At 71.9% G+C, this 20,635-nt stretch carries 19 protein-coding genes and 2 tRNA genes; 9 read left to right on the top strand and 12 right to left on the bottom strand.

The annotated features are described in order from the left end of the window. Nucleotides 1-15 precede the first annotated feature (15 nt). Nucleotides 16-1,341 (top strand): ABC transporter substrate-binding protein, encoded by a 1,326-nt coding sequence (locus Q3W68_RS10485; protein WP_302905264.1) that lies wholly within the window; start codon nucleotides 16-18, stop codon nucleotides 1,339-1,341. 41 nt (nucleotides 1,342-1,382) lie between these two features. Here the strand turns inward: Q3W68_RS10485 and Q3W68_RS10490 are convergent, their stop codons facing one another. The 6 genes from Q3W68_RS10490 to Q3W68_RS10515 form a co-directional block, all read right to left on the bottom strand. Next, the gene (locus Q3W68_RS10490; protein ID WP_091422247.1) at nucleotides 1,383-1,631 is read right to left on the bottom strand and encodes a hypothetical protein; all 249 of its coding nucleotides are present in this window, start codon (nucleotides 1,629-1,631) and stop codon (nucleotides 1,383-1,385) included. Nucleotides 1,632-1,737: 106 nt separating this feature from the next. Then, nucleotides 1,738-1,811, bottom strand: a tRNA-Met gene (locus tag Q3W68_RS10495). 136 nt (nucleotides 1,812-1,947) lie between these two features. Beyond that, on the bottom strand, nucleotides 1,948-2,718 hold the full coding sequence (locus Q3W68_RS10500; RefSeq protein WP_302905265.1) for a hypothetical protein: 771 nt from the start codon (nucleotides 2,716-2,718) through the stop codon (nucleotides 1,948-1,950). A gap of 240 nt (nucleotides 2,719-2,958) precedes the next feature. Continuing rightward, a tRNA-Met gene (locus tag Q3W68_RS10505) sits at nucleotides 2,959-3,032 on the bottom strand. 341 nt (nucleotides 3,033-3,373) lie between these two features. Further along, nucleotides 3,374-6,373, bottom strand: coding sequence for a UPF0182 family protein (locus Q3W68_RS10510; protein WP_302905266.1), 3,000 nt, complete (start codon nucleotides 6,371-6,373; stop codon nucleotides 3,374-3,376). A 127-nt stretch (nucleotides 6,374-6,500) separates the two neighbouring features. Further along, nucleotides 6,501-7,514, bottom strand: a complete 1,014-nt coding sequence (locus Q3W68_RS10515) for a PDZ domain-containing protein (protein ID WP_302905267.1) — start codon at nucleotides 7,512-7,514, stop codon at nucleotides 6,501-6,503. 115 nt (nucleotides 7,515-7,629) lie between these two features. Between Q3W68_RS10515 and Q3W68_RS10520 the strand changes: the two genes are divergently transcribed. Continuing rightward, nucleotides 7,630-8,901, top strand: a complete 1,272-nt coding sequence (locus Q3W68_RS10520; RefSeq protein ID WP_091423230.1) for a zinc-dependent metalloprotease — start codon at nucleotides 7,630-7,632, stop codon at nucleotides 8,899-8,901. A 144-nt stretch (nucleotides 8,902-9,045) separates the two neighbouring features. On the opposite strand, the gene Q3W68_RS10525 is transcribed toward Q3W68_RS10520, so the two are convergent. Together Q3W68_RS10525 and Q3W68_RS10530 are read right to left on the bottom strand one after the other, a co-directional pair. Further along, a complete protein-coding gene (locus Q3W68_RS10525) occupies nucleotides 9,046-9,723 on the bottom strand; it encodes a hypothetical protein (RefSeq protein ID WP_302905268.1) in 678 nt (225 codons plus the stop codon). A gap of 121 nt (nucleotides 9,724-9,844) precedes the next feature. After that, nucleotides 9,845-10,366, bottom strand: a complete 522-nt coding sequence (locus Q3W68_RS10530; RefSeq protein ID WP_302905269.1) for a M48 family metallopeptidase — start codon at nucleotides 10,364-10,366, stop codon at nucleotides 9,845-9,847. Between the two features lie 474 nt (nucleotides 10,367-10,840). On the opposite strand from Q3W68_RS10530, the gene Q3W68_RS10535 reads away from it, so the two are divergent. The 3 genes from Q3W68_RS10535 to Q3W68_RS10545 all read left to right on the top strand — a co-directional run bounded on the left by Q3W68_RS10535 (nucleotide 10,841) and on the right by Q3W68_RS10545 (nucleotide 13,656). Continuing rightward, nucleotides 10,841-11,008 carry a DUF5679 domain-containing protein gene (locus tag Q3W68_RS10535; protein ID WP_007464795.1) on the top strand — a complete coding sequence of 56 codons (168 nt, stop codon included), beginning with the start codon at nucleotides 10,841-10,843 and terminating at the stop codon, nucleotides 11,006-11,008. A gap of 178 nt (nucleotides 11,009-11,186) precedes the next feature. Next, nucleotides 11,187-12,299: a TOMM precursor leader peptide-binding protein gene (locus Q3W68_RS10540; RefSeq protein WP_302905270.1), complete on the top strand. Its 1,113-nt coding sequence runs from the start codon at nucleotides 11,187-11,189 to the stop codon at nucleotides 12,297-12,299. A 10-nt stretch (nucleotides 12,300-12,309) separates the two neighbouring features. Continuing rightward, nucleotides 12,310-13,656, top strand: a complete 1,347-nt coding sequence (locus tag Q3W68_RS10545; protein ID WP_302905271.1) for an AarF/ABC1/UbiB kinase family protein — start codon at nucleotides 12,310-12,312, stop codon at nucleotides 13,654-13,656. Between the two features lie 328 nt (nucleotides 13,657-13,984). Here Q3W68_RS10545 and Q3W68_RS10550 read toward each other — a convergent pair whose 3' ends face one another. The 3 genes from Q3W68_RS10550 to Q3W68_RS10560 all read right to left on the bottom strand — a co-directional run bounded on the left by Q3W68_RS10550 (nucleotide 13,985) and on the right by Q3W68_RS10560 (nucleotide 16,991). Next, nucleotides 13,985-14,350, bottom strand: a complete 366-nt coding sequence (locus tag Q3W68_RS10550; protein ID WP_013288404.1) for a WhiB family transcriptional regulator — start codon at nucleotides 14,348-14,350, stop codon at nucleotides 13,985-13,987. 132 nt (nucleotides 14,351-14,482) lie between these two features. Further along, nucleotides 14,483-14,737 (bottom strand): hypothetical protein, encoded by a 255-nt coding sequence (locus Q3W68_RS10555; RefSeq protein WP_013288405.1) that lies wholly within the window; start codon nucleotides 14,735-14,737, stop codon nucleotides 14,483-14,485. Nucleotides 14,738-14,867: 130 nt separating this feature from the next. Beyond that, the gene (locus Q3W68_RS10560; protein WP_302905272.1) at nucleotides 14,868-16,991 is read right to left on the bottom strand and encodes an ATP-dependent DNA helicase UvrD2; all 2,124 of its coding nucleotides are present in this window, start codon (nucleotides 16,989-16,991) and stop codon (nucleotides 14,868-14,870) included. A 91-nt stretch (nucleotides 16,992-17,082) separates the two neighbouring features. On the opposite strand from Q3W68_RS10560, the gene Q3W68_RS10565 reads away from it, so the two are divergent. Next, the gene (locus Q3W68_RS10565) at nucleotides 17,083-17,325 is read left to right on the top strand and encodes a mycoredoxin (protein ID WP_302905273.1); all 243 of its coding nucleotides are present in this window, start codon (nucleotides 17,083-17,085) and stop codon (nucleotides 17,323-17,325) included. Between the two features lie 57 nt (nucleotides 17,326-17,382). Here Q3W68_RS10565 and Q3W68_RS10570 read toward each other — a convergent pair whose 3' ends face one another. Then, nucleotides 17,383-18,663 carry an MFS transporter gene (locus Q3W68_RS10570; protein WP_368045730.1) on the bottom strand — a complete coding sequence of 427 codons (1,281 nt, stop codon included), beginning with the start codon at nucleotides 18,661-18,663 and terminating at the stop codon, nucleotides 17,383-17,385. A 177-nt stretch (nucleotides 18,664-18,840) separates the two neighbouring features. Here Q3W68_RS10570 and Q3W68_RS10575 point away from each other — a divergent pair, with 177 nt between their 5' ends. From Q3W68_RS10575 to Q3W68_RS10585, 3 genes are all read left to right on the top strand, one after another. Beyond that, nucleotides 18,841-19,821, top strand: coding sequence for a helix-turn-helix transcriptional regulator (locus Q3W68_RS10575; RefSeq protein WP_302905275.1), 981 nt, complete (start codon nucleotides 18,841-18,843; stop codon nucleotides 19,819-19,821). Nucleotides 19,822-19,891: 70 nt separating this feature from the next. After that, a complete protein-coding gene (locus Q3W68_RS10580; protein ID WP_120573249.1) occupies nucleotides 19,892-20,131 on the top strand; it encodes a DUF397 domain-containing protein in 240 nt (79 codons plus the stop codon). Between the two features lie 196 nt (nucleotides 20,132-20,327). Beyond that, nucleotides 20,328-20,597, top strand: coding sequence for a hypothetical protein (locus tag Q3W68_RS10585; protein WP_252452981.1), 270 nt, complete (start codon nucleotides 20,328-20,330; stop codon nucleotides 20,595-20,597). Nucleotides 20,598-20,635: the final 38 nt, after the last annotated feature.

The raw sequence follows: 20,635 nt of genomic DNA on the forward strand, positions 1-20,635 counted from the left end.
CCTTCGGAGAGACCCGTGCGCGCTCCGCAGTCCGTACCCCGTCCCGGGCTCGACCGGCGACGGTTCCTCGGCGCGCTCACCGGGCTGCCGCTCGCCGCCGGCGCGCTGCCGCTGCTCACCGGGTGCAGCCCGGAGGAGGTGGCCGCCGACGACGGCCCGATCGAGCTCTCCGTGTTCTGGTGGGGCGGCGCCCGCCGGGCCGCGGCCACCGAACAGGCGCTGCGGCTGTACTCACAGCAGAACCCCCGGGTCAGCTTCCGGGTCACCTGGCAGGGGCTGGGCGGCTACTACGACCGGATCGCCACCCAGGCCACCGGCGGCAACCCGCCGGACCTGTTCCAGATCGACGACACAGTGCTCGCCGAGTACGCCGGCCGGGACATCCTGCTCGACCTGACCCGGTACGTGTCCGACGATCGGCTCGACCTGCGCGAGGTGCCGGAGCAGCTGGCCCGCTACGGCCGGGTGGACGAGCGCACGGTGGGCGTGCCGGCCGCGCAGACGAGCGCCGCGCTGGTGTTCAACCGCCGGTTGCTGCGCCGGCTGAGCCAGCCCGAGCCGCGTACCGGGATGTCCTGGAAGGAGTACGTGACCTGGGCCGCCCGCGTCACGCGCGCCTCCGGCAACCGGGTGGCCGGCACCATGGACGCCTCCGGCGACTACCGGGCGTTCTGGCTCTGGCTGCGCGGTCAGGGCAGCGAGCTGTACCAGGGGCGGCAGCTCGGCTTCAGCTCCGCCGAACTGCTCGCCTGGTTCGAGTTCTGGGAGGTGGCGCGTTTCGACCGGGCCACACCGAGCGCCGCGCTGGTCGAGCAGGCCGACAGCGGCGAGCTGGCCCGCCAGCTCGTCGTCACCGGGCACACCGCGGCCTCCTTCGCCTGGTCGCACCAGTTGCCCGAGCTGCAGAGCCTGACCGACGACGAGCTGGGCGCCGTCGCCTTCCCGGGCACGCCCGCCGCCCAGTGGCCGCGCGCGTCGATGTACTGGGCCGGTTTCCGGGGCACCCGCCACCCGGAGGCGGTGGTGGACGTGCTCGACTTCCTGACCACCAACGTCGCGGCCGGCCGGATGCTCGGCGTCGAGCGCGGCCTGAACGCCAGCAAGCAGGTGCGCTCGTTCGTCGCCGCGGAGGTCACCGGCCGGGCCGAGAAGCGCATGGCCGCGCTCGGCGCCGAGCTGGACGATCTTTCAGGGCCGTCGCCCGCGCCGCCGCCAAAGGGGCACGCCGAGGTGCGCACGCTGCTGATCGAGGCGGCCGAGAGCATCCGTGGCAAGCGGGCCGGTGCCCGCACCGCCACCTCCCGCTTCATGGCCCTGGCGAACGCCGCCCTCGCGCAGTGACCCACCCACCCCCCGCCCGCCGTGGACGGGGGGCGGAGGCGTCAGCGCGGAGGACGGTTGCGGCGGTTGCGCGTGAGCAGCACCACCAGCAGCACGATGCCGCCGACCACCACGAGGCAGCAGAGCAGGCCGAGGAACCCGAACCCGCCACGGGAGCGCCGGCGCGCCGCCTCCACCACGATCTCGCCGGTGCCCGACGACGCCCAGGCCGCGACCGGTACGAACACCGAGAGCACGACCGTACCGAGGACCGCGCCCAGGCGGCCCCACCACTTGTTCCATGCAGACATGCCCCCATCCTCGCCCAGACCCGCAACCGGGGCACGGCGGACGGCGAGGATGTCGCCGGACACGGCGAAGGGTCCCGGAGAGAACTCCGGGACCCTTCGTCACGAGTAGCGGGGACAGGATTTGAACCTGCGACCTCTGGGTTATGAGCCCAGCGAGCTACCGAGCTGCTCCACCCCGCGTCGGCTCACAAAGCTTATCGCACTCCGATCCTGGAGGTCAGCCGGGTCCCCGATCCCGGCCCCGTTCCGTTGCGGGCGCCCCGCAGGGCCGGCCGACCTCATCTCGACAACGCAGGCGAAACCGGGATGGAGTGCGTCAGCCTCCGCACGGGAGCGCGCCCTTCACCTTGCCGGGCGCGACCTTGAAGGTGGAGAGGACCGTGATCCCCGGAGGCAGCCTGGTGATCCCTTCCTGCCGCCACTCCTCCCGGCGGTCGTAGAGGCCCTGCACGACGTCCTTGGGTCCGGTGGCGAACTGGAAGGTCCTGCCGAGCGTCACAGACTGAGGGAAACCACCGAGATCGTCGAAGTACTCCCATTCCCCGCCGCCCGTCTCGAAATCGACAGGTTGATTGAGCAGGAACCGGCCCGGTGCCGGCGGCTTTCCCTCCGTGGTGCAGGTGTTCCGGGCGGCCTGGATCATGAGGAAGAGGTTTCTGCGTTCCTCAACCGGGCCGATGACCTGGCCCTCCAGAGTGAACGGGCCGGTGATGGGCACATTGCCGTTGTTTATCCGCGTCGGGCAGAAGACCAGGTTGCCGGCCTTCTCTGGATTGGCCCTGGCCAGACCGGACGACACGGTCCACTTGCATGCCGCCGTCGGCTCGGAGACGCTCGACGGGCTGGGCTCGGTGCTGCTCGACGCGTTGAGCGCGGGACTGCTCGACGGAGTGCGCTCAGGCGACGCCTGGATCGGAAAGACGACTGTCGCCACTTGAGCGAAGGCCGCAGCCGTGGCGAGGAGGCCGGCGACCAACGCCAAGATCGCAATCCGCTCCCGATGATGACGAGTCCGGATCCAGACACCGATCAGGACCGCACCCGCCGCTGCCGTCCCGACAACGAACGAAATCTCAAGCATGCCCATCTTTCAATTATCTAACTCACCTACCACCGCAGCCATCCCCGCGAATGGGGCGCCGACTCTTCACTCCGCTGTTCCACCTGAATGGCTGTTCTTTCACAGCTGAAGTGCGACGCCGAATGCGCGGAGGTTCCGTCGCGGGAGGCCATGATGACTGTGGTCCGAGCCGAACACTGGGTGAGCCGGAGCCAGGGCCGGAAACGGCGAAAGGCCCCGGAGAAATCCGGGGCCTTTCGTCACGAGTAGCGGGGACAGGATTTGAACCTGCGACCTCTGGGTTATGAGCCCAGCGAGCTACCGAGCTGCTCCACCCCGCGTCGGCTCGACAACCGTAGCGCACCGACCCGGGGAGGCGCAAAACGGGTGGTCAGTCCAGCCACCGCCGGATCGCCTCGACCGCCCGGCGGCTGTCCGCGTCGAACTGGGCGCGCTGGGTCGAGGTGCTCTCACCGACTCGTCGCCGTACCCGGTGTCGGGCAGCAGACGCTGCCGCACCGTCGCCGGCGGCGTGCCCCGGGTGGGCTGCTCGGGGCACGCCCGTACCGCCGGCGCGGCGGGGTGCGGGGTTGCGGCCGGGGAGTCCGCTTGACGACGCAGAGCCCGTGGTCCGGGTGACCGTTGCGGTCCCGGACCACGGGCTCGTGGTGTCAGCTCGGCGTCAGCCGCCAGGTGTCGGCGCGGGCGACGTCGGCGCCGGTGGCGAGACGCTGCCCGACGGCGCCGGGTTGCCCGAGCCGCCGGCCGCGGCCTGGGCCTGCTGGAACGCGCTCATCGCCTCGTCCAGCGCCTTCAGCGCCCGCCCGTACCGCTCGAAGTCGCCGGACGTCTGCGCGGCCTTGACCTCGGCGATCGCGGTCTGCACCCGGGCTGCGGCCTGGGCCAGCTCTCCGCTCACCGGCGGCGTGTTGTTGTCGCCTGCGGTCGGCGACGGCGTGGGATTGTCCGGCGTGGGGTTGTCGTCGGTGGCGGGCGGCGGGTTGTTGTTCGGGGCCCGCTTGCCCTGCTCGACGAGCTGCTTGATGCCGTCGGCGAGGTTGTTGGCGAGCACCACGTACGAGCCGCCGTCACCGTAGGAGAGCAGCACCTTCTGCAACAGCGGGTACGCGTCCTGGCTGCTGCTCTTCACGTAGACCGGCTCGACGTAGAGCATGCCGTCGGCGAACGGCAGTGAGAGCAGGTTGCCGTACTGCACCTGCGCCTGGTTGGAGGAGAGCAGGTTGAGCTGCTGCCGGATGTCGCCGTTGTTAGTCATCTGCTGGTGCACCTGCGTCGGCCCGGAGATCCGGGTCTGGTCCGGCAGCTCCAGCACCTCCAGCTTCGGCTGCCCGTCGACGTACGACCCGGAGACCAGCGCGGCGAGGTTCTGCCGCCCGTTCGGGGTGACCGCGGAGGTCAGCTGGAAGCGTGGCCCGTCCTGCCCGGGGAACTGGGTGAACAGGTAGTACGGCGGCTGCTTCTGCCCGCTGTCCGGCGCGTCCGGCACGTTCGGCACCTGCCAGAAGTCCTGGCCGGAGTAGAAGTCGCCGGGGTCGGTGACGTGGAACTTGGTCAGCAGGTTGCGCTGCACCTTGAACAGGTCGGCCGGGTAGCGGAAGTGCTCGGCCAGCTCGGCCGGGATGTCGCCCTTGGGCAGCACCAGGTCGCCGCCGAACGCCTTGTTCCACGCCTTGAGCACCGGGTCGGTGTCGTCGTACGAGTAGAGCTTGACGGTGCCGTCGTACGCGTCGACTGTCGCCTTCACCGAGTTGCGGATGTAGTTGACGTTCTCCCGGGCGAGCTGGAACGTGCCCCGGCCGGTCAGCTCGTCGGTCGTCTCGGCCTGGAGGTTGACCCGCTCGGCGTACGGGTAGGTCGCCGCCGTGGTGTAGCCGTCGATGATCCACAGCACGCGGTCGTTCACCACCGCCGGGTACGGGTCGCCGTCGAGCGTGAGGAACGGCGCGACCTTCTCCACCCGGTCGCGCGGGTTACGCACGTACAGCAGCTTCGAGTTCTCGTTGACCGCCTCGGAGAGCAGGAAGTTCGACTCCTGCTCCTTGATCGCGTAGAGCAGCCGGCGCGGGAACGAGCCGATCTCGACGCCGCCCTCACCGGTGTAGGTGTAGTACTGCTCACCGCCGGTGGAGGTGGGCCGGTCGAACTCGACGTTGCGGTCGCCGTTCTGCCCGACGATCGCGTAGTCACCCGCCTCCATCCGCTCGCCGTAGTAGATCCGCGGCTGCTGGGCCGGGATCTCCTCGGTCGGCGAGGAGCACGCCTCCTGCGCCTTCTCGCCGAGGTAGCCGGAGACGAAGTACGGCTGACCGCCGCAGACCACCTGGTTCGCCGGGGCGGCCACCAGGCCGTACCCGTGGGTGTAGACGGTGTGGCGGTTGATCCAGTTGCTCTGCTGGTCGGTCAGCTCGCCGTAGTTGATCTCACGGACGCCGACCACGTAGTCGGAGGTCTTGTCCTTGACCGAGTACCTGTCGATGTCCAGCTTCGAGCCGAAGTCGTAGAAGCCGCGGACCTGCTGGAGCTGCGTGTACGTCTCGGAGACCAGCTGCGGGTCGAGCAGCCGGATGTTCGACACCACCGAGGTGTCGGTGGCGAGGCTGGCGGGTGGAACGAGGTTGCTGGCCGCGTACGGTGTGGTCTTCGTGCCGTCGAGACCGAACGCGGACCTGGTGGCCTTGATGCTGCGTTCGATGTACGGCGCCTCCTTGTCCCGGGCGCTCGGCTTGACCTCGAAGGTCTGCACGGCCCACGGGTAGATGCCGCCGATCGCCACCGCGGAGACGCCCAGCAGGGCGAGCGAGATGCCCGGCCAGACCAGGTTCCGCATGACCGCGTTGGAGAACACGATGATCGCCAGCGCCACCAGGACGGAGATCCAGGCGAGGATCTCCTTCGCCGGGAGCAGCGCGTTCACGTCGGCGTAGCCGGCGCCGTAGAGCTTGGCGCCCTCGTTGTACTCCAGCAGCATGGCCCGCCGGTCGAGCACGTACGCGACGGCCTTGAGCAGCACGAACACGGCGACCAGCGTGCTGAGGTGGGCGCGGGCGGCGTTCGTCATCCGGTCGCCGACGCCCTGGAGGCGCACGCCGCCGAAGATGTAGTGCACAGCGAGCGCGCCGAGCAGCGACAGCACCACGGCGGTGAAGCCGACGCCGAGCACGTAACGCCAGAACGGGAGCTGGAAGACGTAGAAGCCGACGTCGACGCCGAACTCCGGGTCCTTCACGCCGAAGTCGCCGCCGTTGCGGAACAGCAGCCACTGGCCCCAGCGGCTCTGCGCGGACAGGCCGGCGAACAGCCCGACGACGGCGGCGGCGAGCGCGATCCAGGTGCCGAGCCGCGGGCTCAGCAGCATCCGGTAGCGCTCCAGGGTGGCCTGCTCGGCCGAGTGCGGACGCATCTTGGGCCGCAGCCGGTGGGCCAGCCAGAGGTTGCCGCCGACGAGCAGCGCCATGCCGGCGCCGACCACCAGGAACAGCAGCAGGCGGGTGGCGAGCACGCCGGTGAAGACCTGGGTGTAGCGGACCTCGTCGAACCAGAGCCAGTCGGTCCAGGCGTTGACGCCCCACCCGAGGAGGGTGAACAAGATGAACACCCCGATCAGGACACCGATGGTGACGCGTCCGCGCCGGCTCATCCTCGGTAAGGGACTGCTACGCATGACCACTGTTGGCTCCGCACGCTCGATGTGATCGGCTCCGACCAGGCACCAAGAGTACGGGGTGTTCCTGAGCACGTCGGGTCAAGGTCACGTCACGATCCGCCCGCCGGCCGCCGCCCGGCCCGCCTCAGCAGCGCGTCGGCTGTCCCCCGGCGCGCAGCGTCTCGAGTGCCTTCAATGCCTCACCCAGCGTGGCGACCTTCAGCAGCGGCAGTCCCGGCTGCGGGTTGCGGACCGCCTCGGCGCAGTTGTCGGCGGGGACCAGGAACGCCTTCGCGCCCGCGTCCTTGGCGCCGACCAGCTTCTGCGCGATGCCGCCGATCGGTCCGACGCGGCCCTCGTCGTCGATGGTGCCGGTGCCGGCGATGATCTTCCCGCCGGTGAGGTCGGCCGGCTCCAGCTTGTCGATGATGCCGAGCGAGAACATCAGCCCGGCGCTCGGCCCGCCGATGTCACCCAGGTCGATCTTGAGGGTGAACGGGTGCGGCTGCTGCTGGTCGATCTCCACGCCGATGCGCGGCCGGCCGTCCTGCTCACGGCTGGTCACAGTGGCCGTCCCCGGGGCGTCGCCCCGGGTGTAGCCGATCTTCAACGCGGTGCCCGCCGGCTTCGCCCGGACCAGCTCGGTGAGCTTGGCCGCGCTCGTCACCGGCACCCCGTCGACCGAGGTGACCACGTCGTCGGGCCGCAGCACGCCGACCGACGGGCCGCCCGGCGTGACCGCCTTGACCAGCACCTTGATCGGGTAGCCCAGCTCGCGCAGCGCCGCCGTCTCGGCGCTGGTCTGCGAGTTCTGGAAATCTTCCGCGTTGCGCTTCTCGACCTCCTCCTGCGACTCCCCCGGCGGGTAGACCAGTTCCCGCGGCACCACCGCCTCGTCCGAGGAGAACCAGCCGGCCAGCGCCGACCGCAGCCGCACCGTCGGCTGCACACCGACAGTGGTGAGCCGCAGCTGACCGGCGGAGGTGGACGTCGCGCGACCGGTCACCTGGATGACCTCCTTGCCGTCCTCGCTGCCCAGCGTGTTCACCGTCGGACCGGGGCCGAGCACCACGTACGGCAGCGGGACGCTCAGCACGCCGACGCTGAGCAGGGCGGTGAGCAGGGCACCGAGCAGGACGGTCACGCCGCGACGTCTCATGGGCCAGAGCGTACCGATCCGCACCCGGCCGTCCGGCGCGGTGACCGGCGGACTTCGCCCTCAGCGCAACGCCGAGTGGCACGACCTGCGGCGGGGCCCGCGTACCGTAGAGGTCGTGCCTGATATTCCGTTCGGCTTCGCGCTCCCGGGTGGTCAACCACCGGACCCCAACGATCCCGCGGCGATGCAGCAGTTCATGTCGCAGTTGCAGCACCTGCTCTCGGCGCCGGGCAGCGGGCCGGTCAACTGGGACCTGGCCCGGCAGGTAGCCGCCAGTCAGCTCGCCGCCGCCGGCGACCCCGCGGTGTCGCCGTTCGAACGCAACGCGGTCGAGGAGGCGCTACGCATCGCCGACCTCTGGCTGGAGCCGGCGACCTCGTGGCCCTCCGGCATCCGCACCTCGGTCGCCTGGAACCGCAACGAGTGGATCTTCAAGACGCTCGACGTGTGGCGCAAGCTCTGCGACCCGGTGGCCAGCCGGATGGTCGGCGCGATGGGCGACCTGGTGCCGCCGGAGGCCCGCGCCCAGCTCGGCCCGATGCAGTCGATGGTCGCCACGCTCGGCGGCGCCCTCTTCGGCGGCCAGCTCGGCCAGGCGCTCGGCTCGCTCGCCGCCGAGGTGCTCTCCGCCGGTGACATCGGCCTGCCGCTCGGCCCCGCCGGGACCGCCGCGCTCGTCCCCGCCAACATCAAGGTGTACGGCGAGGGCCTGGAGCTGCCCGAGGACGAGGTACGCCTCTACGTGGCCCTGCGCGAGGCCGCCCACCAGCGGCTGTTCCAGCACGTGCCGTGGCTGCGCGGGCACGTGCTGACGGCGGTGGAGAACTACGCCGCGGGCATCCGCGTCAACCGGGAGGCGATCGAGGAGGCGATGGGCCGGGTCGACCCGACCGACCCGGAGTCGATGCAGGCGATCGCGCTGGAGGGCATCTTCACGCCCGAGGACACGCCCGCGCAGAAGGCGTCGCTGGCCCGGCTGGAGACAGTGCTCGCGCTGGTCGAGGGCTGGGTGTGCCACGTCGTCGACAGCGCCGCCGGTGACCGGCTGCCCAACGTGGTACGCCTCGGCGAGGCGTTCCGCCGCCGCCGCGCCGCGGGTGGCCCGGCCGAGCAGACGTTCGCCGCGCTCGTCGGCCTCGAACTGCGGCCCCGCCGGCTGCGTGAGGCGACGGTGCTGTGGGCGGCGCTGACCGAGCACCGCGGCATCGCCGGCCGGGACGCGGTCTGGGGCCACCCGGACCTGCTGCCCTCCGACGACGACTTCGCGGCACCGGAGGCGTTCGCCACGACCAGCACCGATCTCGACGACGAGCTGGCGAACTTCGACTTCTCCGCCCCGGGTGCCCCGGAGGAGAAGTCCCCGGGCGAGGACGACGACAAGCGCTGACGCGAACGCGACGGCCCTGCCCCGTTCCCGCCGCCGATCTTGCAGTTGCGGCCCTAGGGATGTCCTGAAAGCGACTTTTTGTCGGGCACCATAGTGCAAGATCGGCGGGCCGGGTCCGGGGGTCCGCCCCTCGGCGGGCCGGGGTCAGACGGGGCGGCCGGACAGCAGGGCCCGGGTGGCCTCCCAGCCCTCGACGGCCTGATCGAGGGCGGCCAGGTCGGCCGGGCCGCGCATCCGGTGCCAGCCGGCGGTGACCGCCACGTCCCCGGGGCTCGGCGCCGCCCGCCGCACCTCGGCCGGCTCGGTCGTGTCCAGATCCAGCCCGGGCAGCCACGCCGGTACGGGCAGCCGCGCCGCCACCCCCAGCAGGCCGGTTCCGCCTCCCTCGACCGGAGCGACCGCCACGGGCCGGGTGGTGAGCGGCCGGAGCAGCTTGCCGAGCGTCAGCCCGGGCAGGTCCGGCGCGTCCGCCACCACCACCGCCACCTGGTCGTAGCCGGTCGCCCGGTCGTCGGTGCCCGCGGCCCGGCCCTGAGCGGACGCGCCTGCGGGTTCATGCCCGGCCGACTCCCCGGCGAGCGCCGCGAACACCGCGTTCGGCGTCGGCTCGGTCACCTCGTACACCTGGGTGCCGGGCCAGACCACCGCGTCGGCCAGCCACCGGTCCCGGGCCGTGACCGCGACGGCGGTCTCCACCTCGTTCAGCGTGGCGAGCAGGTCCACCACGTCCTCGGCGAGCGCGGTACGCCATCGCGCCGGGTCGATTCCGGGCGGCGACCAGGTCACCGAGCCGAGCAGCGCCACCACCACACGTCGCGACATTCGCCGACCTTAACCCCACCCCCGCGCGGGACCCACGCGCGATCATGAGGTTGGCGGTGACGAAACGGACGAGACGCCGGGTCAACCTCATGATCGATCGGCAGGAGGCGCGGCGCCGGGGTCAGGGGATGGCGGCGGTGGCGGCCACGCCCTCCAGGTAGCCGCGGGCGCGTTCCGACCTCGGGTAGCGGGCGACCAGGGCCCAGAACTCGGCGTTGTGGCTGGGCACGATGAGGTGCGCCAGTTCGTGCAGCAGCACGTAGTCGATCACCCAGTCGGGCATGTCCTGGACCCGGTGCGAGATCCGGATGGTGCGGTCGGCGGGCGTGCAGGAGCCCCAGCGGCCGTTCTGGTTGGTCACCCAGCGGACGCTCGCGGGCGCGGCGGCCGATCCGTATTCGGTCAGGTAGAGGTCGATCAGGCGGGTGGCACGGGCGAGCAGTTCGGCGTCCGAGCGGGCCAGCCTGCCCTCCCGGGCGGCGAGCCGGGCGAGCATCCGGTCGACCCACTCGCTCTCCTCGGCCCGGGAGAACTGGTCGGGGATGAGCACGACGACGCGCTCCCCGTCCCGGTACGCGGACACCGTGCGCCGCCGGCGCTGGCTGCGCCGTACCTCGACGACGGGCTTCCGCGTCACGGTCATTACCGGTCCGCGCAGCCTCGGTTGACTGTCACGATGGAAAGCTAATGCGTACTGACCAGGACTCCGCAAGAGTCAACACGACGACACGCGCCCGGAAAGTGGCGGTTGGTTGTCAGGAGTCCGGAAAAAATTCTTTGCGACGGTAGCTGACCATCACCTGACCGGCCCTCTTCACGTTAAGTGATCTACGACGGGTGACAGCCGGCGGGGTCACGCGAAGCGGATCTGGGTGCATTCACCCGGCGTGTCCGCGCGAAACTGACTTATCCGACGTTACTCGGCATGCACACTCTCGACGTCGACTTGCTCACAGAGTCGGCGTACAGCTGACATGGAACCGCCCAGACCTGGGTAGGGTCCGCCAACCACGGTCAGGTGACTGACCGCGGAGAACCCCCCGGCGCCGGGCCACGCGTGGGCCGCCGCAGGGAGACCCGCCGGGACACCTCCGGCGGACGAGACGAGGAGGCTACCGTGGCCGACCAGGCCCAGACCTACAACGGTTACTGCGTGAAGTGCAAGGAGAAGCGGGACTTCGAGGGGCACGTGGAGGTCTCGAAGACCGGCATGAACATGGCCAAGGGCAAGTGCCCGGTGTGCGGCACAACAGTGAACCGCATCCTGGGCAAGGCCAAGGTCTGACCCGTACGGCAGACACGGGGGAGGACGGCCGGCGGCCGCCCTCCCCCGTCGTGTAGCCGACAGAGTTACCGGCTAGTTGTGGAAAACCGGCGAGATCCTGTGGACAACACTGGCCACGGCTCGCCGCACCTGTGGACAACGAGCGACGGAGCGCGTGGAGACGGTCACGATCAGTGGCGTGACCGATCCGACGCCACTCGTCCGTCCCGTCCTGCTGCCCGGCCTGACCCGGCTCTGGCGCGACCGGCACACGCTCCAGCTCGGCGAACCGCCCGGCCGCGCGGTGCTGCTGGAGATGTCCTCGCCGGGGACGGCCCGCCTGCTCGACCTGCTCGACGGCACCCGCAGCGAACGCGCCGTGCTGGCCGGGGCGGGCGCCGCCCGGGTCCCGCCCGACGAGGCACGCGCCCTGCTCGACACGCTCCGGGACGCCGGGCTGGTGGTGCCGGCGCAGGCCCTGCTCCCCCGTGACCTCGCCGGAGCGGTCCGCGCCCGGCTGGCCGCCGAGGCCGGCGCGCTGGCGCTCGCGTCCCCCGACCTGCCCGGCACACCGGCCCGGCTGCTGCGCCGCCGCCGTGCCGCCCGGGTGCTGGTCACCGGTACGGGACGACTCGGCGCGGCGGTCGCCGTCGCGCTGGCCCAGGCCGGGGTCGGGCACGTCGTACCCGATCTGGCAGGTCCGGTCGGCGCGGGTGACCTGATCGGGACCGGCCTGACCGCCGCGGAGCTGGGCCGGCCGCTGGCCCCGGCGGTACGCGCGGCGCTGCAGCGGTGCGCGCCCGGAACGGTCACCGGCCCGTCTCGGGCCAGCCGGCCGGATCTGGTGGTGCAGCTCGGGGTGGACCGTCCGGCCGAGCTGCTCGCCACCGGGTACGCCCGCCGGCGTCAGCCCCACCTGCTGCTCGACCTGCGCGGCGGCGTACCGGTGGTCGGTCCGCTGGTCCGCCCGCCGGTCGGTCCCTGTCTGCGCTGCCTCGACCTGCACCGCGGCGACCGGGATCCGGACTGGCCCGCGCTCGCCGCCCAGCTCGCCGCCGACCGGGGCGAGCGGGCCTGCACCGCCGCCACCGGGCTCGCCGCGGCGGCCTTCGCGACGGCCGAGGTGCTGGCCCAGCTCGACGGCGCCCAGCCGGAGACGCTCGGCGGCGCGGTGGAGATCCGCGGACCGGGCCGGGTCCGCTACCGACGGTGGCCGCCACACCCCTCCTGCGGCTGCTGCCGGCGTCGCCCGATCCGGTCGGCCCCGACCGCTACCGGCCGCACGGCAGCAGCGGAGGCCCCGAGTCGGTAACAATGGCCGGGTGACCGACATCCCGCGCCGGGCCGTGTCCCGCACCGCCAAACTCGCCGCCCTGCCGCTCGGGTTCGCCGGTCGAACCGTGCTCGGCATGGGCAAGCGGGTGACCGGCCTCGCGTCCGACGTCATCTCCGCCGAGATCCAGCAGCGCACCGCCGAGCAGTTGTTCAGCGTGCTCGGGCAGCTCAAGGGCGGGGCGATGAAGTTCGGCCAGGCCCTGTCGGTGTTCGAGGCGGCGCTGCCCGAGGAGGTCGCCGCGCCGTACCGGCAGGCGCTGACCAAACTCCAGGAGGCCGCCCCGCCGCTGCCGGCTGCGACAGTGCACAAGGTGCTCGCCGAGCAGCTCGGCCCGGACTGGCGCGACCGGTTCGTCGAGTTCGACGACACCCCGGCCGCCGCGGCGAGCATCGGCCAGGTGCACCGGGCGGTCTGGCGCGACCCGGGGTACGGGCCGAACGGAGGCCCGCAGCACCGGGACGTGGCCGTGAAGATCCAGTACCCGGGTGCGGGTGACGCGCTGCTGGCCGACCTCAAGCAGCTCTCCCGGCTCGGCGGCATGTTCCGGGCCATCCAGCCGGGGCTGGACGTGAAGCCGCTCCTGGCCGAGCTGCGCGAGCGCATCACCGAGGAGCTGGACTACGAACTGGAGGCGGAGTCGCAGCGGGCGTTCGCCGCCGCGTACGCCGACGACCCGGACATCTTCATCCCGGAGGTGCTCGACGCCGCGCCGCGGGTGCTGATCACCGAGTGGGTGGAGGGCATCCCGCTGTCCCAGATCATCCGGGAGGGCACCGAGGAGCAGCGGGACGAGGCCGGCCGGCTGATGGCCGAGCTGCACCTGTCCGCGCCGGAGCGGGCCGGGCTGCTGCACGCCGACCCGCACCCGGGCAACTTCCGGCTGCTGCCGGACGGCCGGCTCGGTGTGATCGACTTCGGGGCGGTGGCCCGGATGCCGCAGGGCACGCCCGAGCCGATCGGCCGGATCGCGGCGCTGGCGCTGCGCGGCGACGCCGACGCGGTGGTGGAGGGGCTGCGCGCCGAGGGCTTCGTCAGCCGCACCGAGTCGATCGACGCCCCGGCGGTGCTCGACTTCCTGCGTCCCATGCTGGAGCCGATCGCCGCTGACGAGTTCCGCTTCACCCGGGCCTGGCTGCGCGGGGAGGCGACCCGGCTGGCCAGTCCCCGCTCCCCCGCCTACCAGCTCAGCCGGCAGCTCAACCTGCCCCCGTCGTACCTGATGATCCACCGGGTCACGCTGGGGTCGATCGGGGTGCTCTGCCAGTTGGAGGCGAAGGCGTCCTACCGGTCGATCCTGGAACGCTGGCTGCCCGGCTTCGCGCCGGTGTCCTGAGCGCGGGCCGGAAGCGAGCCGGCGACGAGCACGGCGAAGGGGCGGTGACCTGTCGGTCACCGCCCCTTCCTCACGCGATCGTTCTACAGAACGCCCAGGTCGCGGGCCGACTGGCTGCGACCCCGCATGGCGACGGTACGGGCGGAACGGGTTGCCTCAGTGCTCGTGGTGTTGCGACCGGCCTGAGGCCGGCGCATTCGGGCCCTGGACAACGCTTCGTGGAGTAGTTGCATCTCGAATCCGTTCGGCAGGTTCAGCATCAGAATTTCTCTCTCAGGTCGGCCGGTGGAGGGACACCGGCATCGGTCGGTTTCGGAACGTAGGTGTGTCAGGCTGCCAGCCGGACGGAGCTACGCGACTCGGACAGCCCGCTGGCCGCCAGTCGCGCCTCCGCCTCGACCCGGAGCTGCGCGTCTCGGGCGAGGTCCTCCTTGCGCGGACGGCCACGGGGCCGCTTGCGCGGGACGACCGCGCCACGCTCGAAGATCTCGCCGCCCCAGACGCCCCAGGGCTCGGCTCGCTCCACCGCCCCGGCCAGGCACTCGACGCGCAGCGGGCAGTCCCCGCAGAGCGACTTGGCCAGCTCGAGCTCGGCGGGCGAGTCGGAGAACCACAGGTCGGGGTCGAACTTCCGGCAGGGCAGGTTCGCCTCCACGTCGACGCTCACGTCGAGGGGGGCCAACGCCAGACTCATCCTCCGGTCACCTCTCTCTCACTTCGATCTCGTGGATCGCATTCCGACGTACTTCGGCGGGACAAAAAACTGAGGCCGCGGATCCCGGTATGCGGGTTCCGCGGCCTCGAGGTGAGCCGGTGGTCTGATGGATCAGACCGGTCTACCTCGAGGTGGAACACCGCGGACATCCGTGCGCTTCTTGGCGCCATCGATGCCCTTGCCCGCGAAGCCACTGGTCCCCTCGACTCCGGCGATCGGCGCAACGGTCAGGTTCAGCTCGGCCTGAACCGGGACCTGGTGCACCTGCGGAGCCGACGGTCGAGCGGCGAGGGCCACCCGGACAGCCGACAGCGGAGCGACGGCAGACGGCATCGCCGCAAGACGCTCATAGGTGAAGATCTTCATTGGTGCCACCTCCCTGACTCTCCTCGTGCCGACCGTGGACTCATCCCCTTTGAGCAGCCAGAACGGCGCCGCTCGCGAGGTGTGTCATGAGGCTATTCCTCGCCCTCGGGCGAGGGCAAACGATTTACGGCTACTTTTCAGAAGTTTTCTGTGGGCAGACGTCGTCCACCGGGGCGCCCGCCACCAGGGCGAGCACCGTATCCCCATAAAGACCGACTTTTCGGGGCCCGATCCCGGCGATCGCCACCAGTTCCTCGGTGCGCCCGGGTTTCCGCTCGGCCAGCGCGGTGAGCGTGGCGTCGGTGAACACCACGTACGCCGGCACCTTCTGCGCGCCCGCCACCCGCTGCCGCCACTCGCGCAGCCGCTCGTACAGCTCCTCGTCGATGTCCGACGGGCAGGTCGGACAGCGGCCCAGTTTGCGGTCCGCGCCGGCGAGCAGCGTGGCGCCGCAGATCCGGCACGAGACCACCTGCGGCCGGCGCCGCTCGGCCCGCCGCGCCGGCCCGGTGCCGCCGGCTCGCTCACCGCCGCCGGACCGGTCGAGCTGGGGTAGGAACCGCGACGGCCGCCGGGCCCGCCCGCCCGGCGAGCGCGCGGTGGCGTACGACAGCCACAGCCACTCCCGGGCCCGGGTGATCCCGACGTAGAGCAGCCGCCGTTCCTCCTCGACCTGCTCCATGGTCTTCGCGTACGTGGTGGGCAGCGTGCCCTCGGCCAGCCCGACCAGGAACACCGCGTCCCACTCAAGCCCCTTCGCCGAGTGCAGCGACGCGAGCGTCACCCCCTCGACTGTGGGCACGTGCTGATGGGCGGCCCGCCGGGCGAGTTCCTCGGTGAACCCGGTCAGACCCGGTTCCGCCTCGGGCTGCGCCGCGTACTCCTCGGCGAGCTGGACCAGCGCGGCGAGCGCCTCCCACCGCTCGCGGGCGGCACCGCCCGGCGGGGGCGCGTCGGGCGCCCAGCCGACGGCGGTGAGCGCCTCGACCACGGCGGCCGGCAGCGGGGTGCCCGCGTCGGCCGACCGGGTGGCGGCGCGCAGGGCGATCATCGCCTGGCGCACCTCGGGCCGTTCGAAGAACCGCTCGGCGCCCTGGAGCACGTACGGCACGCCGGCCTCGGAGAGCGCCTTCTCGTACGCCTCGGACTGCGCGTTGGTGCGGAACAGCACCGCGATCTCCCGCGCCGGGGTGCCACCCGCCACCAGCGCCCGGCAGCGGGCGGCGACCGCGTTCGCCTCGGCCGGCTCGTCGGTGAAGATCCGCAGCTCCGGCTCCGGGCCGGGCCGGCGCTGGCCGTGCAACTCCAGCCGCAGCCGCGCCTCGGTGCCCCGGGCCTGCGAGATCACCGCGTTGGCGAGCCCGACCACCTGCGGTGTGGAGCGGTAGTCGCGGACCAGCCGGACCACTGTCGCGCCCCGGTGCAGGCGCGGGAAGTCGACCAGGTACGACGAGGTGGCGCCGGTGAACGAGTAGATCGTCTGGCTGGCGTCGCCGACCACCGTCAGGTCGTCCCGGCCGCCCAGCCACGCCTCCAGCAGCCGCTGCTGGAGCGGGTTGACGTCCTGGTACTCGTCGACCACGAAGTGCCGGTACTGGTTGCGGACCTGCTCGGCCACGTCCGGGTGCTCCTCGATGCCCCAGACCGCGGCGCGCAGCATGTCCTCGAAGTCGATCACCCCGTTGCCGCGCTTGAGCCGCTCGTACGCGTCGAACACGTCGGCGACCCGGGCCGGCTCGTACGGCGTCTCGCGCAGCGCCTTGGCCGCGGCCACCACGTACTCCCCGGGCTCGACCAGTGACGACTTGGCCCACTCGATCTCGGCGGCCAGGTCCCGCGCGGCGGCCCGGTCGGCGCGCAGGCCGACCTTGGCGGCGGCGAGCGTGACCACCCGCACCTTGCTGTCCAGCAGCTCCGGCATGGCCCGCCCGGCCAGCAGCCGGGGCGCGAAGTAGCGGACCTGCCGCAGCGCCGCGGCGTGGAACGTGCGCGCCTGCACGCCCTGCACCCCGAGCACTGTGAGACGGCTGCGCATCTCGGCGGCGGCGCGGGCGGTGAACGTGACCGCCAACACATGCCGGCCGGCGACGTCCCCGGTCAGCGCCCGGTACGCGATCCGCGACGTCACCGCCCGGGTCTTGCCGGTGCCCGCGCCGGCCAGGATGCAGACCGGCCCGGCCGGGGCGGTCACCGCGGACCGCTGCTCCGGATCCAGCCCGGCCAGCACCCGTTCCGCACCTGAGTGAACGCCCACAGCAGGGAATCATCCCAGCATCGTGTGACGTTGCAGCGGTTAGCCTGGCCTGATCGGACCGGGCGCGAGCCACCCCTTGGAGGACCAGACCATGTTGACGATGTATTCCACCCCGTGGTGCGGCTACTGCCACCGGCTGAAGTCGCAGCTCGACCGGGAGGGCATCGCGTACGAGGTGGTCGACATCGAGCAGGACAGCGCGGCCGCGGACTTCGTGATGAGCGTCAACGGCGGCAACCAGACCGTCCCGACGCTGCGCTTCGCCGACGGCAGCGCCCTGACCAACCCCTCGATCACCCAGGTCAAGCAGCACCTGGCCGCGCTGCCCGGCTGATCTCCCGCGACGCCGCGAGCGGCCGTACCCGACCCGGGTACGGCCGCTCGTCGTCGTTCAGGACCCTCCGCGACTGAGCACGCCGTCGTCGGCGGGCTTCCGGGGCGCCGGGATCCGGACCGGCCCGGCGACCGGCGTGGTCAGCCCGCGGCCCCGCCACAGGTAGAGGCCCGCCGCCGTGGTGACCGCCCCGACCACTGCGAACAGCAGCCGGTAGTCGAACACGCCGACGAGCAGCGCGCCGGTGCCGATGGACAGCGCCTGCGGCCCGCTGACCAGGGCCTCCGACGCCGCGGTGACCCGGCCCAGCAGCCGCGGCGGGGTCCGCCGCTGGATCAGCGTGTTCAACCCCACCATGGTCAGCGGCAGCGAGAGGCCGGCCAGCAGCAGCGCCACCACCCCGAGCCAGAGCCGGGGGTACGCGAGCGCCAGCGCGGCCGGTCCGAAGAACGTCACGCCGGCGGCCAGCGCGCCCACCTCGCCGTACCGGCGGACCACCCCGGCCGAGAACAGGCCGCCGACCAGGCCGCCGACGCCCTGCACCATGACCAGGACGCCGACGAACGCGGCGTCGCGGTGCAGACCGAGATCGACGTACGCGAAGATCAGCGACTCGGTGAAGCCCATCACCAGCGAGCCGAGCCCGTACCCGAGCAGCGCCCGGCGCAGCGCCGGCTCGCCGGTCAGGTGCCGCAGCCCCGCGCCCAGTTCGGACGGCCCGCGACGGCCCGGCCGCGTCGGCGTGCTCTCCTCCACTCGCAGCCGCCCGACCACCGCCGCCGCGACGAGGAAGCCGGTCATGGCCAGCAGGACCAGCAGCCAGCCGCCGACTGCGGCGTAGACACCGGCCCCGGCCAGCGGCCCGATCAGCCGCAGGCCCTGCCGGACGGTCTGGAGCAGCCCGTTCGCGTCGGCCAGCAGCTCGGCCGGAACCAGATGCCGGATCAGTCCGTTGAGCACGGCGGTGAGGGTGATGTACGAGAGTCCGTAGAGCGCGGCGACCACGTAGATCACCCAGACGTCGGAGCGGTCCCGGACCGTGAGCAGCGGGCCGAGCAGCACTGCCGCGACCAGGTTGGCGGCGATGAAGAACTGTCGCCTGCGGTAGCGGTCGACCACCCAGCCGACGAGCGGGGCGAGCGCCATCGGCGCGATGACCGCGAAGATGGTCGCCCCGGCCATGCTGTCCGAACCGGTCAGGTCCTTGACCCAGACGGCCAGGGCGAGCAGCAGGACCGACTCCGAAGCCATGCTCGCGACGAGCGCGGCGAACAGCAGACGGAAGTCGGGGCGGCGCAGGACGGTGCGCATCGGTTCCCTCCGGCGGGGGTGCGCCACCAGGGGCGCGTCGGGGGCGGGCGCTGGTGAAGACGCCCTCCACAGTCCTCTTTTTGTCTCGTGACACGCCCTTGCCGGAACCTCCGACGCCGGTCGCGCCGTCCATACTGACCGTGGGGGGCGAATTTCATACAGTTACCGTCGCGTCAAGCGACGGTCGACGGGAAAGAGGACGCCGTGCCTCCTGCCGTACCAGGCCCGATTCTGCGCCGTCGTCGACTCGGCACCGAGCTGCGTCGGCTCCGCGAACAGGCCGGTCTGACCGGTGACCAGGTCATCGAGCGGATCGGCTGGGCCTCCGCATCCAAGTTGTCCCGTCTGGAGAACGGCCGCAGCCGTCCCGACCCCGACGACGTGGACGTGCTGCTGACGCTCTACGGTGCCGACGAGGAGCAGCGCGCGGAACTGACCGGGATCACCCACGAGGCCGGCGACATGCGCGGCTGGCTGCGCAACTTCCCGGTGATGACGCAGCAGCAGCGCGCCTTCGCCGAGCTGGAGGCCGGCTGCGCGGAGATCTCCGAGTACAACCCGGTGCTCGTGCCGGGGCTGTTGCAGACGCCGGGGTACGCGCGGCACCGGATCATGTCCGCCGCGCAGGTCGCCGCCGAGGCCGGCGACCCGGAGAGCGAGGATCCCGAGACCGAGGTACGCGCGCGGCAGGCCCGCCAGTCGCTGCTGACCCGCTCCCCCGAGGTGCCCCGCTACACGGCGGTGCTGGAGGAGGCCGCGCTCGGCCGGCGTGCCGGGCCGCCGGAGGTGCTGCACGAGCAGCTCGTCCACCTGTGCGAGATGGCCCTGCTGCCGAACGTGACGCTGCGTCTGCTGCTGCGGGACACCCGGGTCGGTGACTGGTACCTCCCACCGACCGCGTTCTCGGTCTACCGGTTCGCCGATCCCCTCGATCCGGAGACGCTCGCCATCGAAGGTGGGTTCACCGACGTCATGTCGACCGAGGTAAACACCCTAAATCGCTATAAAGTGGTGTTCGAGTGGCTATGCTCGTCGGCACTCTCCGCATCGGACACCCTCTCCTGGTTGATCGAGGCGACGGGACGGCTGACCGGCACGGCAGTCGAGTCCACGGTGGCGTACGGGCCGGCAACGGCGCCGGCCCAGCGACGCCGGGACTCGGGGCGCCTCACCACGGAACGGTGATCCGGTACGGACACCGCCCGCGCTCCGGCGTCGCTCGGTCCCATCGGAGCACCTCACCAGGAGCAGCACCATGAACGAGATCCACACCAGCACGACCGCCCTGTCGGGACGGCTCGCCGGCGCCGCATGGCGCAAGAGCACCCGCAGCCAGACCTCCAACTGCGTGGAGGTCGCGCCGCTCGACTCCGGGCCGGCCACAGTGGCGCTGCGGGACAGCAAGGACCCGAGCGGACCGGTCCTGCTGTTCGACCGGGCCGGCTGGCTCGGCTTCCTCGCCGGCACGAAGAGCGGTCAGTTCGATCTGGACTGATCCGGCGAACCACGGGGGGCCGTCGGCGCGAGCCGGCGGCCCCTCGCGCGTCCATCCCCGACAACGGTGCTGACCTGGGATCCCCCGATCGGTCGAGCTGGCGCGTTCCCCTTGCCGGGCGGACACATCGGCGTAACATGACGCGGGAGTGACGTGGAAGTTCCAGCGTGTAACCGCCGATTGTCCGGGGGACACCATGCGGTTCCTGATCGTCCGCACCGAGATCCGTACCGTCGCCGACGCCGACATCGCCGCCGCCTGGGCGGGCGGGGGTCGACTGCGGGACGAGACGAGCACGCCGGAGCCCCGCCGCCAGGTCGTCCACGCCGAGGACCGGGACGCCGCACTCCTGCTCGCCCGCGCACTGTCAGCGGTCGGGGCCGTGCGGGCGGGCCGGCACCGGGTCAAGGTGCTGCCGATCGAGGAACCCGCCCCCGGGCACCCGTACCGCTGGGACGGTGGATGACCGGACGCCGACGTCCGTCGTGGCCGGACCGGCCTCCC

The sequence above is a fragment of the Micromonospora sp. C28ISP2-4 genome (assembly GCF_030519385.1).
GTDB classification, from domain to species: Bacteria; Actinomycetota; Actinomycetes; order Mycobacteriales; family Micromonosporaceae; genus Micromonospora; species Micromonospora tulbaghiae.

Bases quoted from the DNA above. Each gene is read 5' to 3' on its own strand.
- Q3W68_RS10490 (WP_091422247.1), bottom strand. From the start codon at position 1,631: ATGTCTGCATGGAACAAGTGGTGGGGCCGCCTGGGCGCGGTCCTCGGT.
- Q3W68_RS10500 (WP_302905265.1), bottom strand. From the start codon at position 2,718: ATGGGCATGCTTGAGATTTCGTTCGTTGTCGGGACGGCAGCGGCGGGT.
- Q3W68_RS10510 (WP_302905266.1), bottom strand. From the start codon at position 6,373: ATGCGTAGCAGTCCCTTACCGAGGATGAGCCGGCGCGGACGCGTCACC.
- Q3W68_RS10515 (WP_302905267.1), bottom strand. From the start codon at position 7,514: ATGAGACGTCGCGGCGTGACCGTCCTGCTCGGTGCCCTGCTCACCGCC.
- Q3W68_RS10525 (WP_302905268.1), bottom strand. From the start codon at position 9,723: ATGTCGCGACGTGTGGTGGTGGCGCTGCTCGGCTCGGTGACCTGGTCG.
- Q3W68_RS10530 (WP_302905269.1), bottom strand. From the start codon at position 10,366: ATGACCGTGACGCGGAAGCCCGTCGTCGAGGTACGGCGCAGCCAGCGC.
- Q3W68_RS10550 (WP_013288404.1), bottom strand. From the start codon at position 14,350: ATGAGTCTGGCGTTGGCCCCCCTCGACGTGAGCGTCGACGTGGAGGCG.
- Q3W68_RS10555 (WP_013288405.1), bottom strand. From the start codon at position 14,737: ATGAAGATCTTCACCTATGAGCGTCTTGCGGCGATGCCGTCTGCCGTC.
- Q3W68_RS10565 (WP_302905273.1), top strand. From the start codon at position 17,083: ATGTTGACGATGTATTCCACCCCGTGGTGCGGCTACTGCCACCGGCTG.
- Q3W68_RS10580 (WP_120573249.1), top strand. From the start codon at position 19,892: ATGAACGAGATCCACACCAGCACGACCGCCCTGTCGGGACGGCTCGCC.
- Q3W68_RS10585 (WP_252452981.1), top strand. From the start codon at position 20,328: ATGCGGTTCCTGATCGTCCGCACCGAGATCCGTACCGTCGCCGACGCC.